This is a genomic window from Streptomyces pilosus (genome assembly GCF_014649835.1).
GTDB classification, from domain to species: domain Bacteria; phylum Actinomycetota; class Actinomycetes; order Streptomycetales; family Streptomycetaceae; genus Streptomyces; species Streptomyces pilosus.
In genome coordinates, this window is record NZ_BMTU01000004.1 from 1 (window position 1) to 14,838 (window position 14,838).

13 protein-coding genes and 1 pseudogene are annotated in these 14,838 nt (G+C 69.8%); 4 read left to right on the forward strand and 10 right to left on the reverse strand.

The window, feature by feature from the left end:
• Both IE118_RS11130 and IE118_RS11135 read right to left on the reverse strand, forming a co-directional pair.
• Window positions 1-259, reverse strand: a 259-nt coding sequence (locus IE118_RS11130; protein ID WP_189557635.1) for an NAD(P)-binding domain-containing protein, incomplete at its 3' end; no start/stop codon positions are given.
• 170 nt (window positions 260-429) lie between these two features.
• Window positions 430-1,050 carry a TetR/AcrR family transcriptional regulator gene (locus tag IE118_RS11135; RefSeq protein ID WP_189557636.1) on the reverse strand — a complete coding sequence of 207 codons (621 nt, stop codon included), beginning with the start codon at window positions 1,048-1,050 and terminating at the stop codon, window positions 430-432.
• A gap of 305 nt (window positions 1,051-1,355) precedes the next feature.
• On the opposite strand from IE118_RS11135, the gene IE118_RS11140 reads away from it, so the two are divergent.
• Both IE118_RS11140 and IE118_RS11145 read left to right on the forward strand, forming a co-directional pair.
• Window positions 1,356-2,897: a DHA2 family efflux MFS transporter permease subunit gene (locus tag IE118_RS11140; RefSeq protein WP_189557637.1), complete on the forward strand. Its 1,542-nt coding sequence runs from the start codon at window positions 1,356-1,358 to the stop codon at window positions 2,895-2,897.
• A 299-nt stretch (window positions 2,898-3,196) separates the two neighbouring features.
• Window positions 3,197-3,895, forward strand: coding sequence for a nitroreductase (locus IE118_RS11145; protein WP_189557638.1), 699 nt, complete (start codon window positions 3,197-3,199; stop codon window positions 3,893-3,895).
• 221 nt (window positions 3,896-4,116) lie between these two features.
• On the opposite strand, the gene IE118_RS11150 is transcribed toward IE118_RS11145, so the two are convergent.
• The gene (locus IE118_RS11150) at window positions 4,117-5,085 is read right to left on the reverse strand and encodes a carbohydrate kinase family protein (protein WP_189557639.1); all 969 of its coding nucleotides are present in this window, start codon (window positions 5,083-5,085) and stop codon (window positions 4,117-4,119) included.
• Window positions 5,086-5,090: 5 nt separating this feature from the next.
• Here IE118_RS11150 and IE118_RS11155 point away from each other — a divergent pair.
• Window positions 5,091-5,285 (forward strand): annotated as a pseudogene (locus tag IE118_RS11155) (IS110 family transposase); the annotation flags it as partial.
• 74 nt (window positions 5,286-5,359) lie between these two features.
• Here the strand turns inward: IE118_RS11155 and IE118_RS11160 are convergent.
• The 5 genes from IE118_RS11160 to IE118_RS11180 all read right to left on the reverse strand — a co-directional run bounded on the left by IE118_RS11160 (window position 5,360) and on the right by IE118_RS11180 (window position 9,321).
• Window positions 5,360-5,905: a hypothetical protein gene (locus IE118_RS11160; protein WP_189557640.1), complete on the reverse strand. Its 546-nt coding sequence runs from the start codon at window positions 5,903-5,905 to the stop codon at window positions 5,360-5,362.
• Window positions 5,902-6,444, reverse strand: coding sequence for a DUF5994 family protein (locus IE118_RS11165; RefSeq protein ID WP_189557641.1), 543 nt, complete (start codon window positions 6,442-6,444; stop codon window positions 5,902-5,904). Before IE118_RS11165 ends, IE118_RS11160 begins: the two co-directional genes overlap by 4 nt.
• A 436-nt stretch (window positions 6,445-6,880) precedes the next feature.
• Window positions 6,881-8,146 (reverse strand): PP2C family protein-serine/threonine phosphatase, encoded by a 1,266-nt coding sequence (locus tag IE118_RS11170; protein ID WP_189557642.1) that lies wholly within the window; start codon window positions 8,144-8,146, stop codon window positions 6,881-6,883.
• Window positions 8,147-8,480: 334 nt separating this feature from the next.
• On the reverse strand, window positions 8,481-8,825 hold the full coding sequence (locus IE118_RS11175) for an ANTAR domain-containing protein (RefSeq protein WP_189557643.1): 345 nt from the start codon (window positions 8,823-8,825) through the stop codon (window positions 8,481-8,483).
• 211 nt (window positions 8,826-9,036) lie between these two features.
• On the reverse strand, window positions 9,037-9,321 hold the full coding sequence (locus tag IE118_RS11180) for a hypothetical protein (protein ID WP_189557644.1): 285 nt from the start codon (window positions 9,319-9,321) through the stop codon (window positions 9,037-9,039).
• A 246-nt stretch (window positions 9,322-9,567) separates the two neighbouring features.
• On the opposite strand from IE118_RS11180, the gene IE118_RS11185 reads away from it, so the two are divergent.
• Entirely contained in the window at window positions 9,568-10,050 is a 483-nt protein-coding gene (locus IE118_RS11185; RefSeq protein ID WP_189557645.1) for a DUF5994 family protein, read from the forward strand.
• A gap of 656 nt (window positions 10,051-10,706) precedes the next feature.
• Here the strand turns inward: IE118_RS11185 and IE118_RS11190 are convergent.
• Together IE118_RS11190 and IE118_RS11195 are read right to left on the reverse strand one after the other, a co-directional pair.
• Window positions 10,707-11,813, reverse strand: a complete 1,107-nt coding sequence (locus IE118_RS11190; protein ID WP_189558137.1) for an IS110 family RNA-guided transposase — start codon at window positions 11,811-11,813, stop codon at window positions 10,707-10,709.
• A gap of 327 nt (window positions 11,814-12,140) precedes the next feature.
• Window positions 12,141-14,564, reverse strand: a complete 2,424-nt coding sequence (locus tag IE118_RS11195) for a beta-glucosidase family protein (protein ID WP_229846768.1) — start codon at window positions 14,562-14,564, stop codon at window positions 12,141-12,143.
• Window positions 14,565-14,838 lie beyond the last annotated feature (274 nt).

Below are 14,838 nucleotides of genomic sequence, written 5' to 3' on the forward strand. Positions count from 1 at the left end.
TGACGACCGTGTCAGCCGGCACGTCGGCGATCAGCGGCACGACCTGCGGAAGACGGTTCAAGGGAATCGAGAGGACCACGACGTCGACGTCCTCGACGGCTTCCGCCGCCGTCACCGCGCGCCCGCCCGTGGAGAGGACGTCAGCCTCGATCGTGTGCGGGCCGCGCGAGTTGGCCACCTTCACCTGATGCCCTGCCGCGGCCAGCCGCTGGGTCAGGGTCTTCCCGATGTGCCCTACGCCCAGAATGCCGATCTTCACGATGTTTCTCCTTGCCTCGAGTTCGGTCACGAGAGGCCGCCGACGCTGCGTCCACGGTGCCCCAGTGGCAGCCCAGCCCGCAGGCCGCACGCCCGACGGGCGGGGCGCCCAGGGGTGAGTTCTCGGGAGAGCGAGCGCCCCGCGTCAGGGCGCCACGCTTCTGCCTGCGGTTACGCGGGGTCTTCGCCGCTCCCGGGAGCTGTTCCCGTCGCGGGCGTCTCCCACCCGGTGCGTATGAGGGAAACGAGCGCGTCGGGGGAAGATTCGTCGGCCATGGCGGCGCCACGGGCCCAGGCGGTGGCCAGCGTGCTGAGAAACAGGTCGCGTCCCCGCACCCAGGGCTTGGCACCGCCGTCGCGCTGTGCCGCGCGGAGGAAGTCCTCGGTGGTCGTGACGAAGCCCTGGCAGGTGATCGCCAGCGGGGACGTGTCCTCGGTCAGTGCGGCCCGCAGAGGCTCGGGCAGGCCGTCGAAGGCGGTCACCCATTCGCCCAGTGCCTGAAGCCACTGGGCGAGCGCGGCGCGGGAGTCGGCCACCTCGCGCCGGATGGCGTCCCGTCGGGCCTCCAGTTCTTCGTCGCGGGCCTGCAGCAGGGCAGCCAGCAGTGCCTCCCGGTTGGGGAAGTGCCGGTAGAGGGTGCCCGGACCGACACCGGCCCGCTTGGCGATGGCGTCCATGGAGCCGGTGATGCCCTGCTCGGCGAAGAACTCTTCAGCGACCTCGAGGATGTGCGTGCGGTTGCGCTGCTTGTCCGTCCGCTGCCGACGCTCGCCGGTGGCTGCCTCACCCATGTCGTTGCACCTCCCGTTGACAATGCGGAGACCATCTCCGTATCGTCTTCCGTGAAACGGAGACTATCTCCTTATCGGTTCCGATGCTACCGCCGGCCTCGGCAGGCATCCGCTGCTCCCAGGGCAGCCCGGCGCGGCACACAGGCGTTCCGTGCCGATGGCCACCGGGGCGGCACACCCCACGCGACAGCTCCCCGGCCGAGGCCCCACCGGGTTGGGCTTGTGCAGCCGGACCCCACCGGCGCGCACCAACGGCATGGAACGCGTACGGCCCTTCGCACACCCAGCAACACGGAAGAGATCACATGTCCCCCGACAAGACTCCGGCGCCGGCCGCCGCAGACGCACCGCCACAGACCCGCAATGACGACAGACTGGCCTCCCAAGACGTCCTCGTCATCGGGATTCTGATGGTCTCCGCGTTCACCGTCCTGCTGAACGAGATGCTGCTGGGAGTCGCACTCCCCACCTTGATCACCGATCTCGACATCACTCCCACCACGGGACAGTGGCTCACGACGGGTTATCTGCTGACCCTGGCGATCCTCATCCCGGCCACCGGCTTCCTCCTGCGGAGGTTCACCCTCCGTACGATCTTCCTCGGCTCGCTGTCCCTGTTCACCCTGGGCACGGCGCTCGCCGCCGCAGCCCCTGGGTTCGGCGTGCTGTTCACCGGACGCATCATCCAGGCAGCGGGCACTGCCGCCCTGATGCCCCTGCTGATGGCCACGACGATGCGCCTGGTTCCCCCGCACCGGCGAGGCCGGACGATGGCGCTGGTCACCGGTCTGACCGCGGTGGCGCCCGCAGTCGGCCCGGCGGTGTCCGGCCTGGTGATCTCCCAGCTCAGCTGGCGATGGCTGTTCATCCTGGTCCTGCCCGTCGTCCTGGCCGGGCTGGCCCTGGGCGCCGCCAAGCTGCGCAACATCACCACTCCGGAACCGGTCAGGCTGGACGTGCTGTCCCTCGTCCTGTCCGCCATCGGGTTCGGCGCCCTCGTCTACGGCCTGTCCACGATCGGCGAGTCGGCCTCCGGCCACGCACCGGTCGCCCCCTGGATCCCGATCGTCATCGGGCTTCTCGCCCTGGCGGTCTTCGTCCGCCGCCAGACCGTGCTGCAGCGCAGCGACAACGCCTTCCTCGACATGAGGATCTTCCGCACCCGGTCGTTCACCGTGCCGCTGCTGGTCATGCTAGTCGTCGCGCTGGTCGGGTTCGGCACCACGATGGTCCTGCCGCTGGTCCTCACCAACGTCGTTGGCCTGACGACGCTCCAGATCGGCCTCTTCCTAGTCCCCGGCGGGGCCCTGATCGCTCTCGTCTCGGCCCTCGGCGGACGTGTCTACGACCGCTACGGACCGCGCCCCCTGGCTATCCCCGGATCGATCATCTGGACGGGCTCCTTGTGGTTCCTGAGCCGAGCCGACGAGAACACCGGAGTCACAGCGCTCCTGGCCGCCTACCTCGTCCTGTCGGCCTCGCAGGCCCTCATGTGGGCACCGATGACGACGGCCGCGCTGTCCTCCCTGCGCGCCGAGCTCTACCCGCACGGCACCGCGGCGTTCAACACCGCCCAGCAGCTGGCCGGCGGCGCAGGCGGCGCCGTCCTGATCTCGGCCTACACCATCGGCTCCCACGCCAAGGACGCGGGAGCACTGAACCTGGCCCAGTCCGTCTCGGCGGCACAAGCCGCCTTCACGACGGCGGCGGTCATCGGCTGCCTCGCGATCATCGGCACCCTCGGGGTCCGCAGAACCGCAGCCACCCCCCAGCCGCCGGCGTCTCCACCGAGCAACGCTCCCGTCAACGCCACCGCAGTGTCGACAGTGTCGTCGGCAACGGACTGACAACCCCGGCGCAGACGCCGACACACCGGCGAGGAGCCGCCACTTGAAGCGGGTGGCTCCTGGCGCCGGCAGCCAACGAACCCCGCGTACTGCACCGAGCCGGCCCTCGATGACCTGGGAGCCGCTTGTGCCGCGGCCGACCACAACGAGACCCGGAGCAAGCGGAACCGCCAGACGCCACGCTTCGCCGCTCTCACCTCCACGCCCACGCTCGAGGAGACCGTGGAACCAACCACTCCCCTCGCCACTGACACGCCCGCCCTCCGGCCACCCCGAGCCGCCCTCTGGAAAGGAACCTCTTGTCCACCACCGCCTCCCTGTTCACCGAACTCGTACGCGTCAGACACTCCCCGCGGCAGTTCCGGCCGACGCCGCTGTCCCCTGCGGACATCCGCGGCGTCCTGGAGGATGCGCAGACCGCCCCCTCGAACAGCAACACCCAGCCCTGGACGGTGCACGTAGTCTCGGGTGCCGCCCGGGACGCCTTGAGCAAGGAACTGCTCAAGGCGTACGAGGACGGCCGGGACTCGGCGGACTTCACCGGCGACTACGGCGACGGCGTCTACCTCGAGCGGTCCTATCAGCACGGCGCCCGTGTCTACGGGGCGCGGGGCATAGCGCACTCCGACATGGAGGGCAGGCACGAAGTGATCCGCGAGAACCTGCGTTTCTACGATGCGCCCCACGTCGCCCTGCTCTTCATGCCACAACTCGGCGACGGGGTCCGGACGGCCGGTGACATCGGCATGTACGCCCAGAACTTCCTGCTCTCGCTGACCGCGCGGGGCTTCCACGGCATCCCGCAGGCCGTCCTCGGCGTGTACGCCGACACAGTCCGGGCGTCGCTGGGCGTCCGAGACGACCTCAAGCTGCTCTTCGGCATCTCCTTCGGCATCGGCGACAAGACGTCACCGATGTACGACATCGGCATGGGACGCATCCCGCTGCAACAGAGTGTGGTCCTGCACGACACCCCCGGAGTCCTCGACGAGCAATAGCTGTTTCCCTCACGAGGCGGGCCCGGGGCGGGAAAGTAGTTGGTGTCTGCTGGGGCGTAGGCCGCTGCGACGGGGGTGGACGGCAGGCAGCCCTTCCCGGAGTCACAGTGCTGGCGCCCTACCGGGTGGGCCGCACCATCGCCCCCGGTGAGCGGAAACATCTCGAACCGGGGCCGGGTCACGGTCAGCTGCGTTGCCGGCGAACGGCGCCAACGTTGCGGTCAGCGTCGAACCGCAGTGGCGAGATCGTCCGCCCAGGGTGGATTCGCACCGGGGACCGAAACCGTCAGGGCGGCGACTTGGGCGGCGAACGAGCAGGCATCAGCGACGTCTTCGAGGGTCAGTTCGTCGAGGCGGCCACCCAGGTGTCCGGCACCGGCAAGGCGGTGCAGCAGGCCCGCGGTGAAGGAGTCGCCGGCACCGACGGTGTCGATGACCACCGCAGGAGGGGCTGGGACGGTGACGCGCGCACCGTCGAGGGACGCGAGGGCGCCGCGTCCGCCAAGGGTGATGACGACGAGGCGGGCGCCTGCGGTGTGCCAGGTGTGGCAGGCTTCTTCGAGGCCGGCACCGGGCGCCAGGAAGGTGCAGTCGTCTTCGCTGAGGCGGAGGATGTCGGCGACGGCGCACCAGTGGTGCAGCCGTTCGCGGTAGGCGGAGGGCGGTACGAGCAGGGGGCGGACGTTGGGGTCGATGGATACGGTGGTGCGCTCGCGCACCTGAGCGAGGTGTTCCTCGATTCGGCTGCCGCCGGGCCGGCGGATCAGCGCGAGAGAACCGGTGTGCAGGCAGACCGCGTCGTCGTTCCGCGTCGCGGCGAGTTCGCTGTCGGTCCACTGCCAGTCGGCGGCGCCGTCGGCATAGAAGCCATAGGTGGCTTGGCCGGTCGCGTCGAGGTCGGCGACGGCGAGCGTGCTGGGCTCGGAGGTGGTCACGCTGCTGGTCAGGTTGACGCCGGAGGCGTTGAGGCGGGCGCGGAAGAGGGTGCCGAAGGCGTCGTTGGAGAAGCGTCCGAGGAAGCGGGTGGGGGTGCCGAGCCGGGCGAGGGCGACGGCGGTGTTGGCCGGGCCTCCACCGGCCAGCGCCCGTAGGGCCAGACCGTCGGGATCGGACCGGTCGCGGTCCTCGAAGATGTCGGCGACGCACTCGCCGAGGACGTCGACGCTGCCGGGGGACCCGGGTCGGGCCATGGTGACTGTCCGCCTTCGCCTGCATGAACGCCGCCCCCGCCTCCCGCACCTACTACGACCGCCAGCGAGCCCGCGGCAAGACCCACACCCAAGCCCTCCTCCGACTCGCCCGTCAACGCATCAGCGTCCTGTTCGCCATGCTCCGCGACGGCACCTTCTACGAACCCCGGACACCGAAAGACGTCGAGCTCACCGCATAACCTCAGCAACCCCGAACCACCCCAAACCCGACAGGGGTGCCTTGACGAAAGACATAGAGGCCCCCGCAGCCTGCTCACTCGGGGGCGTACTGCGGGGCGGCCGGCTCAGCCGCACGCTCCGTTCCCGCCCGCGGCCATCCGACTCCCCGAGGCGTCAGCCTGATCGTCGTGGGCCTGTCGCCGGGCCCTCGGTCCACGATGATCCAGCCCTCGTCCGCCAGATACGTACAGGCGACGAGGAAGTCCCGCTCGGGGATACCGAGGTCGTCCTGGAGCTCCGCTCCGTCGACACTGCCTTGGCCATCTCCTCCGGCAGTTCGGAGCAGAGCTCGCATGACCTTCTCACGGTATGCCTGCCGCTCGCGCAGTATCGCCATGACATGCCGTCGCCGGTCGTCCTCGCCCGCGCCGCGATCCCTGGTCTCCCTCGTGGGTGCCGCGATCACGTCCGCCTCCGACCGGCGACGCCGCCGGGCCCGGCGGCCTACCCCCGGCAGGGCGTCGCTGTAGGAGAAGGCCGCGATCCGCTCGCCGTGCTGAACGTTGAGCCGGTGGATCAGAACGCCTCCGACGGCGATCAGGAAGAGCAGCGCGACCACAGTGATGGCTGTAACCGTCATGACCGCTCACCTCCAGCGCCCGGAGGCCGTGCCGCGGCCAGTCCCTTGCGCCCGGGCCGGGATGACGCGCGGCCCGCCCCACCGTCGGTCTCCCACGCTTCCTCTCGGCTGCGGGCATCGGCCGCGTCCACTGCACGCTCCCGGTGCGGGACCACGGCGGCAGGGCCCATCAGCTGCGCTGCGGCAACCGCTCCGGTCTCCGGCGGGATCACCAGCATGTCCCTACGGCCACCGGAGGACACCAGGGTCAGCCTGTGCGAGTCCTGTCCTTCGGCCGACCAGTCCACCCGCACGGTGCGCCCGGCCAGGGACACCCAACGCGGGATGACGGGCCAGTGGGAGGGGCTCACCGTGATGCCGGTGATGCGGCCCCAGGCGCCGCCCACTGCGTCCGCCAAGGGCGGCAGCTCACGGGTGAGGGCACGGGAGCGCGGCCACCACACGCCGTCCAGGCTGCCCGGTGCGGCTGTCAGGGACACGCGGGCCCGCGGCGACGGGGCGCGCCCGGTGGATGCCGTGCGGTCGATGGTCACGGTCATGGCGCGGACCTGTCCCCGGGAACCGCCGTACGGACCCAGAGTTGTCGATCACCGGGAACGGCACCGGTACGGAGCCGGTGCGCGAAGAACCCCCGGTAACCCCACCGTACTCCCTCGAACAGCTCGAAAGCACCGGATGTCCGGGCGTTCGGGCCCGCCTCGCCATCGTGAGACCAGCCGTGATGCCGGTGGGCTGATCCGGTGCGGTCCGCCCGCTGCCCACCGGGGCGACCGACGACAGCGGGCGGACCGCACAGTGCGCCCGGGTGGAGTACACCGAGTGGGTTGAGCGTGCTATCTGTCCCGTACCTCGGTGTTGTGGCACACGTGGCAACTTGAGGTCCAGACGATGGTGGAAGCACAGACCGGGCGGGCCCCGCGTTCCGGTCCTGCGGCCGGGGTTTCGTTCTCGTGGTGCGGAGCTGTCCGGTACAAGTCACCCAGGCTGCTGCTTCGTACGCACGGCTGAGGCTTGCAGCGTATCCGCGCCGGAACTGACATGCCGCTGGGTCTCCTGGGGGCCGTGCCAGTCCAGGCACACGGCGGTGGCATCGTCCTCGAGCCGGCCGTCGGCGGCGTCGCGGATCGCGGACGTCATCGCCAGTGTGGTCTCCCGCGGGTGCAGGCCGCGGGTGCGCTCCAGCAGAGCGGGCAGGTCGACCTTCTCGCCATGGCGTTCGAGCATGCCGTCCGTGATCATGAGGAGACGGTCACCGGGCCGCAGGTCGAGGTCCTGCACACGGTACGGCCGGGGAGTCAGTTCGGACAGCCCGAAGGGATGGTCCACCTGGCAGGTGATCACCTCCACAGCGCCCCCACGCATGCGCAGTGGCCAGGGATGCCCCGCGTTGACGAGCCGGGCCCGCCCGGTCCGGAGATCGACCCGCAGAAGTTGTCCGGTGGCATGGCCCTGGCCGTGGTCGTTCAGTGCCTGGTCGGCACACAGGGCCTGCTCGGCCAGGCCGGCTCCCGCCCGGCGGGCGCCGCGCAGGGCACCCACCAGGACTGTGGCGGCCAGGGCAGCGTCGATGTCGTGGCCCATGGGATCGGTCACCGACACATGCAAGGTGTCACGGTCCAGTGAGTAGTCGAAGGAGTCCCCGCTGAGGTCCTCGGAGGGCTCAAGGTTCCCGCAGAGGGTGAACTGCGCAGCCTCGCACGACAGTGACGGAGGCAGTAGTTGGTACTGAATCTCGGCCGCCAGCGTGGGAGGCCTGGAGCGTTTCCCCCAGGTGTAGAGGTCGGTGAAGCGCCCATTGGCGATTACGACGTAAGCCAGGATGTGAGCGGCCTCCCCGACTTCTTCGAGGACGTCTTCGCCCGGGGCCGTCGGCAGGAGCAGTTCCAGCAGCCCGATCGCATCCCCCCGGTTGGTAACCGGCGAGATCACCCGCTGCCCCTGGCCGGTCGCCTCCTGATACAGCCGCTGGGTGCGGATGACCTTTTCGTAGACGCTGCCGAACAGGGGGATCCGCTCCGTCTCCCGCTCGCTCTCCGCGGCGGTGGTGGACAGCCGCGCCACCGCTCTTCCTGTCAGGTCCACAATGAGGAAGGAGACCCTCGTAGCGTCGAAACGCCGTCGCAGATCCTCCGCGATCACGTCGACGGCGTCCGCCGGCGCCGCCGTCTCCGCTGCCGTCAGCAATCGGGGAAGTCCACTCTGCTCACCACTCACGACCCGTGGTCCCTTCCACCAGCCCATCCCACCAGCTTGGGAACCGCCGCCGTCGGCGTCAATTCGTGAAGGGGCCACAGTCCGGCATCGCGGACGCGGTTGCCCTGCTCGGGCCCGAACCCGATGAGAAGTCGGGACGACAGCGCCTCCCCTTCAGGCAGCGAGAGCCGAAGCTCTCGACAGCCTGTCGTCTCGACGGGTGCCGTCCTCGTCGGGGCAGGGCAGGGACGTGACCGAAGAGCAGCCACTCGCCTGCGACGGCAGGCTCCTCGGGATCAGTCCTGGCCAAGGTGTGCGGTGGTTCCCGGCTCGTCTTCACCGTCCGGAACTCCAGACAGCGGGCGGCGGAACTGTGCCGTGGTCAGGTGGACCGCACGGTGGCCAGTGCCTTGTCCAGAGCAGCGCGGATCTCGTCGGACAACCGTTCGCTGTGGACCCAGTCCACTATCTGCTCGGAAACCTGCCGCAGCTTGACATTGGTGTGCTGTGAGACCTCTCGAAGCACTTGGAAGCCCTCGTCGGGGCGCAGGCCACCGAGGGTGACAACCACCCCGATCGCCTGGTCGACCACGGCGTGAGAGACGACGGCCTCCTGCAACTGACTGATTTCCGCCCGCAACTCACCGATCTCGTTCAGAAAACCTTCCCGCCCCGGGACCGTGTGCACTTCGGTCCGCACCGGAACGCCATTGCGAGGGCTGTCCATCGTGATCACATCCCAGGGAGCGGGTCTCCCGCCCCGGTCACCCGTACCGGAGCGGAACTGCGAGGACGACAGTTCGACTTTTACCCCAGGACCCTGCCTTTGTGCATCCTGTCCCGCGGCGTGCGTCTGCGCCCGTGAGCCGGCTCGGCCTGAGCGTCAGGGTGCAGGCCGCCGGTGAGGGAGCGCTCGCAGCGTGCCCGCGGTGTCGGGTTCACCCCTGCGGTCCGGCTTCGTCGGACTCTTCCTCTCCCTCCATGACCCGGATGCCCTCATGGGTCAGAGAGGCAGTGGCAGGAGTCCCGTGCGACGTCCAGTCGACCATGATCAGGCCCTCGTCGACCAGATAGGTACAGGCTGCGCCGAGGTCGTCGTCGGGCAGGCCGAGCTGCTCACGAAGTGCCGTCCCGCTGACCTCGGGACGGTTGCGCTCCATGGCGCCGTACAGGCACCGCAGGACTGCGTGGCGGTAGACCCTGCGATCGCGGAGTGTCGTCATGTCTGGCGCTCTCAAGGCTTGCGGCCGGCCCTGCGGACGCCGACAGGCAGCCGACCCTGCGGCCTCGCTCATGGCGCCCCGCGTTCGGGTGCCCCGCCCGACTGCGCGCATGCGGCCTTCCGCGGCGGAATGCCGGGTTGTCACCGCCGTTCCCGGCGACGCCGATGCTCGCCCCAGCGAGGAGTAGCGTGGTCAGGGGCGAGCGGAACAGAGCCTTCGTCCCAGACCCCTGAACGGTTGGTTCTCATGACCGACTCCGGCACCTCCTCCGGTTCCCGCCATCTGCCCGGTGGCGTCCATACGGCGATACGACCCGGATGCGCGCTGCTCCGGCTCGAGACGACGGCATCGCGAGAAGGCGTGCTGGACGGGGCGTGGTGGCCGAGGTCGCGCGACATCGGTGCGGAGTTGCCCGCGCTGCTCAGCGCCCTCACCGAACACCTCGGCCCGTTGACGCGCCTCGGGCTGGACGCCGCGGCCTGGGAGGGGCTGCCGACGCGAATCGTCGTCGCCGACCGGGTGGTGCACATCGACTCGTTCCCGGTGAGCGACGACACCGTCCTGATCACCCAGGGCGAGAACGACCTGTTCTCACTGCTGGTGGTCCCGCCTGATGCAACACCCGAGGCCGCCCGCGCGGCGATGGCCCAGGCCGTCGTGGCAGGCAATCCCAGTACGGCGGCGCAGATCCTCATCGATACGGGAGGCGGACAGGCACGGCAGCTCTGACGGGCCCCGTCGCCTCACGGCCGAAACCAACGGTGCGCTCAGCCGCACCCCGCCACGCTGTTCGTTCGCCGCGGCGGGTCCGGAAGAACAGATCGGCGCACGCGTGCTTGGTCACCAGCAGATCGGCACCAGCCCGGAGAGCCGACTCAGCGACCGGCGCCGCCAGATCACGCGCCCGGCATGCTCCCGGTGTCCCCCAGGGCCAGGAACCCGGTACGGCCGGTCAGGCGTTGGACGCTCTCATGCAACCCTCGCTCGCAGGGGGCCTCGGGACCTACCGGAAATCCGAGGACGCACCCCACCAGCAGGGTCGTCTCCGCGACCAGCAGCACGAAGCCCGGCCGTCGGCCGTCGGCAGCCGCCGAAAGAAGTCGGCCCATCCAGGTGCGCCGACGAGGGCCCGCTCTTCCCGGTGACGCCGGTGGATCTCCAGCCAGCCGCACAACCAGTTACGCCGCCCCTCGAAGGTGAGCACAACAACGATGTGGCGCGGGCAGCCGCGTTCCGGCCGGGCGCACCGCCTGCCGATGGTTCGTGACCACGGCAGACGGCTCACTCGTGGGGCACACTGCCGAACCCCATGACTCCTGGGTATCCCCCGGGTTCGAGCCCAACCACGTATCGGGAACGACGGAAACATCCGCTCCCGGACGCCCCTATAACGCGGGGGCGCGGGACACCGGTCTGACCAGGTTGAAGACCTCGCGGGCGGCGTATCGCTTGAGGCATCGGATGATCTCTCGTCGGGTCTTGCCCTCCTGAGTGCGGCGTTCGTAGTACTCCTGGGTGCGTGGGTCGTGACGCAGGCGGGTGAAGACAATGCGGTGCAGGGCGGCATTGGCCTGCCGGTCGCCGCCGTAGTTGAGCCGGCGCGTGCTCCGCCGGCCGGAGGAGTACTCGATGGGGCTGACTCCGCAAAGGGCAGCAAAGGATGCCTCGGTGTTGAGCCGTTCAGGGTTGTCTCCCATGGTGATCAGCAGGGTGACGGCGCTGTCCGGACCGATGCCCACCGGTACGAGCAGTTGCGGCGCGTGGCGTTCGACGAGCCGGGTCAGTTGCTGGTTCAGCTCATTGATCTGTCCGGTGAGCTGCTCGATGCGTTCGGCGAGCATGCGTAATGCCATGTGGGTGGCCTGGGCCACCGCGTCCTCGTCTCCCCCACCACCGTCGTGCGGGCCGAGGCGCGCACAGGTGCGGAACAGCTCGGCGTTTCCGAGGCTCGACATGCGTTCCCGCAGGGCGGGGTCGGCGATGACCAGGACGGCCTTGAGCTGGTTGATCGCCTGGGTGCGGGCCTTGACCGCGGAGTCCTTGGCGAGTTTGTAGATCCGGGCGCTGTGCACCGGACCGTCGCCGGATTTCGCCCGGGCTCGGGCGCGACCGCTGAGCACGGCTCGCGCTGCGGCCTGGGCATCGAGCGGGTCCGACTTGCCGAGCAGCCGGCGGGCCGAGCGGTCGGGCCGGTTCACTTCGAACACCTGAATCTGCTGAGCGAGCAGATAACGGGACAGGCCCGCGCCGAAGGTGCCCGTGCCCTCCACGCCGGCCCGGCGCACCGTCCCTCGCTTGCGGGCCCAGACAAGCAGTTGTCGGTAACCGGCCGCCGTCGCGGGAAAGGACTCGGTTCCCAGGACCTTCCCCAGCGGGGAGGTAACGGCGGCGACATGCATCTCGCCGTGCGTGTCCACGCCCAGTACGACCTCTCTCCGCACGGGCGGGTCCGTGTTCGAGGAAGTGCTGCGCTGTCTCGTCGTCCTGCTCATCATGGTGGTTCACCTTCCGCGTCGTGACGTGCTGAGTAGCTGACACTGGCCCGGGCGGTCTGAACTGTGATGGCGCCTGATCATCGGCAAAGCCCCTATGGGGACACGCCCTGTGGCTCGGTGACAGCAGGCACCATCCCGCAACGACAGTCGACAGGCCCGTGACTGGACACTGCGGTCAGACGTACTCCGGGCGGGAAGAAGGCGCGAGGATGGTCAGAGCGATATGGGGTGTTGGAGCGAGGTCGCCTGTCAGCGGCTCGTGTGACGTTCACTCGACCGTGAAGAGGTCGCACGAGCCACCGGCACCCCGGGGGCCGAGGGAGGTCAGCCGAGTGTGAGGGCACGCTGTGCGGTCACGACGCGGGACGAGCGCGCCGTCGCGAAGGTGTGGACACCTGGGGTGAGCGTCATCGCTCCCGACTTCCAGACGCTGAGGTCCTGGACCGGGATCGTCAGGCTGAGTCGTTTCGTGCCGGCCGCGGGGAGGGTGACTTTCTGGAAGGCGACCAGACGGCGCGGTTCCGCTGCCGCCGAGGCGGGGAGGGTGGCGTACACCTGGACGACCTCGGTGCCCTGACGACGTCCGGTGTTGGTCACAGTGACCTCGACGGTGACCTGCCTGGTGCCCGCGTTGTAGCTCGCTTCCAGGGAGCCGTGGGCGAACGTGCTGTAGGACAGGCCGTGGCCGAAGGGGAAACGGGGGTCCTGATTCCTGGCGTCATAAAAGCGGTAGCCAACGGCGATGTCCTCGTCGTAGGTCACGGTGCCGTTCGTGCCCGGGTAGGTGGCGGGGGTGGTGCCGGGCCCTTGGGTGGCGTCGGTGGGGAAGGTCACCGGGAGACGGCCGGCCGGGTCGCTGTCGCCGAAGAGGACGGCGGCGATGGCGGTGCCCGCACCGCGACCCCCATACCACGTCTGCACCACGGCCTCCACCTCGTCGAGCCATGGGGTGGCGACGGGGCCGTCGGTGTTGAGTACGACGATCGTGCGCGTGTTGGCGGCGGCCACGGCCCTGACGAGCTGGTCCTGGTCTCCGGGCAGCGCGTATCCCTCGTGGTCCATGCCTTCGCCGGCGACCCGGTTGACGAAGACGACGGCCGCGTCGGCCGCACGGGCCGCGCCCACGGCGGCGGGGATGAGGGACTCGGGCTGCCAGCCGAAGGTCAGGCCGCACGTTCCGGGCTCCGCGGTGGCGTTGTTGTAGGTGATCTCCACGGTGACGGCACGTCCGGCGGTCAGTTCGGCGGTGCCCTGGAGCGGGTAGTCGTAGGGGCCGAGGAAGAAGCGGGCCATCTGGCGGGTGCCGGAGACGACCGTCCTGCCGTCGATCTTCAGCGAGGTTGTCCCCGACGGCAGCAGGGAGAAGCGGTGGAGGCCGGTAGTGGTCGGGGTCAGTGTGCCGGTCCACTTGGCCGACCAGACCTGCGGCAGGCCCTCGACGGGTGCGGTGGTGAAGTCGACGGTGGTATCGGTGCGGGTCGTGACAGGTGTGCCGGTGCCGTCGGCACTGGTGTAGTAGTTCGCCGTCAGGCCGGCCGCCCCGGTGGGGGTGCGCAGGACGGTGGAGGGGACCGTGGTGAGGGGGAGGTCTCCCTTGGTTCCCTGGGCGTGCGTGACCTTGGTCGAGCTTCCGGCGCGGGCCCGGATCGCGTCGAGCGGGGTGGTCCACGTACCGGGATCGACGTAGGTGGAGCCGGACACGCCGGTGAAGGTGTCGGGCCCGGCCGGGCCGATGACGGCGAGCGACTTCACGGCGCCGGTGAGCGGCAGGGCTGCGGCGCGGTTGGCGAGGAGCACCGTGGAGGCGACGGCCGCCTCGTGCGCGAGGTCCTTGTGCGCCTGGGAGCTGACGTCGCCCGCAGGGGCGGGGACCGGGTGGTCGAAGAGGCCGTTCGCGAACATGGTGACGAGGATGCGACGAGCCGCGTCGTCGAGCCGAGCTGCCGGTATCGCCCCGCCGGTGAGGGAACCCGCGGGGATCTGGACGCCGCCGGGGCCGAGTCCGGCAAGGTCCATGCCGGCCCGGGCGGCGGCCACCTGGTCGTCCCCGGCCCAGAAGTCGGGCACGGTGTAGCCCTGGAGACCCATACCCTTCTTCAGATCGTCGAACAGGCCGGTGTGCCGTGTCGCGAACGTGCCGTTGATCTTCGGGTACGCCATCATCACCGAGGTGGCGGGGGCGGCGGCGATCACGCGGCGGAAGGGCGCCTGGTAGTACTCGTGGAGCGCGCGGTCGGACACCTTGGTGTCGATGAAGAAGCGGTTGACTTCCTGGGTGTAGGCGGCGAAGTGCTTGAGGGTGGCCGCCATGTACTGGGACTGGATGGCCACGGTGAGGGCGGCGCCCAGCCGTCCGGCGAGCACCGGGTCCTCGCCCATGGCTTCGGCCTGACGGCCGAAGTGCCAGGTGCGGGTCAGGTCGATGGTGGGGCCGAGGGCGTTGTTGTACCCCTTGGCCCGGCCCTCGATGCCGATGGCCTTCCCGATCCGGCCGGCGAGCGCCTCGTCGAAGGTGGCCGCCTGGGCCACGGGTACGGGGAAGGCGGTGACGCCCGTCTCGCCGCGCAGCCCTGCAGAGGCGTCGACCATGGTGAGGGCGGGGATGCCGAGGTGGGCCACGGCGGCGAAGTCGCAGCGTACGAGGGCCTCTTTCTCGCCGGCCGTCATACGGGCGAGCAGTTCGGCGGCCCGGTCCTGCGCCACGGTCCGTGGCGCGGCGACCGCTCGGTTGGTGACCGCGGGAGCCATGCTTGCGGCCAGGGCCGTGAAGGCTGCGGCAGAGAGGAACGTTCGTCGGTTCACAGCGGCTCTCCGGACTGAGATGGCGGCAGTACGACGCGCCGCCGCGGGTTGGGGGGAGGTGAGGCCGGCCGAGGGGTCAGGTCACGGCCGGCCCCGGCTCGATGGGGCTCTGGGAGCAGCCGCGTGGTCGCGGAGCCCCGAGGGATCGCATTTCCCTTTTTTCACTTCTCGGCGGCAGAGTACTCGCCGCGTCCCACGGTGAGCTCTCGGCGCCACGGCC

Coding starts and splice junctions, on each gene's coding strand:
- IE118_RS11135 (WP_189557636.1), bottom strand. CDS start 1,050: ATGGGTGAGGCAGCCACCGGCGAGCGTCGGCAGCGGACGGACAAGCAG.
- IE118_RS11185 (WP_189557645.1), top strand. CDS start 9,568: ATGACCGACTCCGGCACCTCCTCCGGTTCCCGCCATCTGCCCGGTGGC.
- IE118_RS11140 (WP_189557637.1), top strand. CDS start 1,356: ATGTCCCCCGACAAGACTCCGGCGCCGGCCGCCGCAGACGCACCGCCA.
- IE118_RS11195 (WP_229846768.1), bottom strand. CDS start 14,564: ATGGCTCCCGCGGTCACCAACCGAGCGGTCGCCGCGCCACGGACCGTG.
- IE118_RS11170 (WP_189557642.1), bottom strand. CDS start 8,146: ATGGGCTGGTGGAAGGGACCACGGGTCGTGAGTGGTGAGCAGAGTGGA.
- IE118_RS11150 (WP_189557639.1), bottom strand. CDS start 5,085: ATGGCCCGACCCGGGTCCCCCGGCAGCGTCGACGTCCTCGGCGAGTGC.
- IE118_RS11190 (WP_189558137.1), bottom strand. CDS start 11,813: ATGAGCAGGACGACGAGACAGCGCAGCACTTCCTCGAACACGGACCCG.
- IE118_RS11160 (WP_189557640.1), bottom strand. CDS start 5,905: ATGACGGTTACAGCCATCACTGTGGTCGCGCTGCTCTTCCTGATCGCC.
- IE118_RS11165 (WP_189557641.1), bottom strand. CDS start 6,444: ATGACCGTGACCATCGACCGCACGGCATCCACCGGGCGCGCCCCGTCG.
- IE118_RS11175 (WP_189557643.1), bottom strand. CDS start 8,825: ATGGACAGCCCTCGCAATGGCGTTCCGGTGCGGACCGAAGTGCACACG.
- IE118_RS11180 (WP_189557644.1), bottom strand. CDS start 9,321: ATGACGACACTCCGCGATCGCAGGGTCTACCGCCACGCAGTCCTGCGG.